The 1,588-nt window shown below is 53.8% G+C and carries 1 rRNA gene; it reads right to left on the bottom strand.

From position 1 onward, the window contains the following. Window positions 1-6: 6 nt before the first annotated feature. A 16S ribosomal RNA gene (locus tag AWH66_RS24005) occupies window positions 7-1,559 on the bottom strand. Between the last annotated feature and the right edge of the window lie 29 nt (window positions 1,560-1,588).

Genomic DNA, 1,588 nt, shown 5'->3' with positions numbered 1-1,588 from the left:
TTCGTATAAGGAGGTGATCCAGCCCCAGGTTCCCCTAGGGCTACCTTGTTACGACTTCACCCCAGTCATGAACCACAAAGTGGTGAGCGTCCTCCCGAAGGTTAAACTACCCACTTCTTTTGCAGCCCACTCCCATGGTGTGACGGGCGGTGTGTACAAGGCCCGGGAACGTATTCACCGTAGCATTCTGATCTACGATTACTAGCGATTCCGACTTCATGGAGTCGAGTTGCAGACTCCAATCCGGACTACGACGCACTTTTTGGGATTCGCTCACTTTCGCAAGTTGGCTGCCCTCTGTATGCGCCATTGTAGCACGTGTGTAGCCCTACTCGTAAGGGCCATGATGACTTGACGTCGTCCCCACCTTCCTCCGGTTTATCACCGGCAGTCTCCCTGGAGTTCCCGACATTACTCGCTGGCAAACAAGGATAAGGGTTGCGCTCGTTGCGGGACTTAACCCAACATTTCACAACACGAGCTGACGACAGCCATGCAGCACCTGTCTCAGAGCTCCCGAAGGCACACCTGCGTCTCCGCTGGCTTCTCTGGATGTCAAGAGTAGGTAAGGTTCTTCGCGTTGCATCGAATTAAACCACATGCTCCACCGCTTGTGCGGGCCCCCGTCAATTCATTTGAGTTTTAATCTTGCGACCGTACTCCCCAGGCGGTCTACTTAACGCGTTAGCTCCGAAAGCCACGGCTCAAGGCCACAACCTCCAAGTAGACATCGTTTACGGCGTGGACTACCAGGGTATCTAATCCTGTTTGCTCCCCACGCTTTCGCATCTGAGTGTCAGTATCTGTCCAGGGGGCCGCCTTCGCCACCGGTATTCCTTCAGATCTCTACGCATTTCACCGCTACACCTGAAATTCTACCCCCCTCTACAGTACTCTAGTCCGCCAGTTTCAAATGCAGTTCCGAGGTTGAGCCCCGGGCTTTCACATCTGACTTAACGAACCACCTGCATGCGCTTTACGCCCAGTAATTCCGATTAACGCTCGCACCCTCCGTATTACCGCGGCTGCTGGCACGGAGTTAGCCGGTGCTTCTTCTGTCGCTAACGTCAAGCAATGCAGCTATTAACTACACTACCTTCCTCACGACTGAAAGTGCTTTACAACCCGAAGGCCTTCTTCACACACGCGGCATGGCTGCATCAGGCTTGCGCCCATTGTGCAATATTCCCCACTGCTGCCTCCCGTAGGAGTCTGGACCGTGTCTCAGTTCCAGTGTGGCTGATCATCCTCTCAGACCAGCTAGGGATCGTCGCCTTGGTAAGCCATTACCTTACCAACTAGCTAATCCCACCTGGGCATATCCTGACGCGAGAGGCCCGAAGGTCCCCCTCTTTGGCCCGAAGGCATTATGCGGTATTAGCCATCGTTTCCAATGGTTATCCCCCACATCAGGGCAATTTCCCAGGCATTACTCACCCGTCCGCCGCTCGACGCCGTTAACGTCACCCGAAGGGTCAGTTAACTCGTTTCCGCTCGACTTGCATGTGTTAGGCCTGCCGCCAGCGTTCAATCTGAGCCATGATCAAACTCTTCAATTTAAGATTTTGTTCGGCTCAATGAATACTGA

The organism is Vibrio barjaei (assembly GCF_001639065.2).
Classification (GTDB): Bacteria; Pseudomonadota; Gammaproteobacteria; order Enterobacterales; family Vibrionaceae; genus Vibrio; species Vibrio barjaei.
The sequence above is the reverse complement of the archived record's forward strand: the minus strand, read 5'-3'. Positions and strand labels throughout refer to the sequence as shown.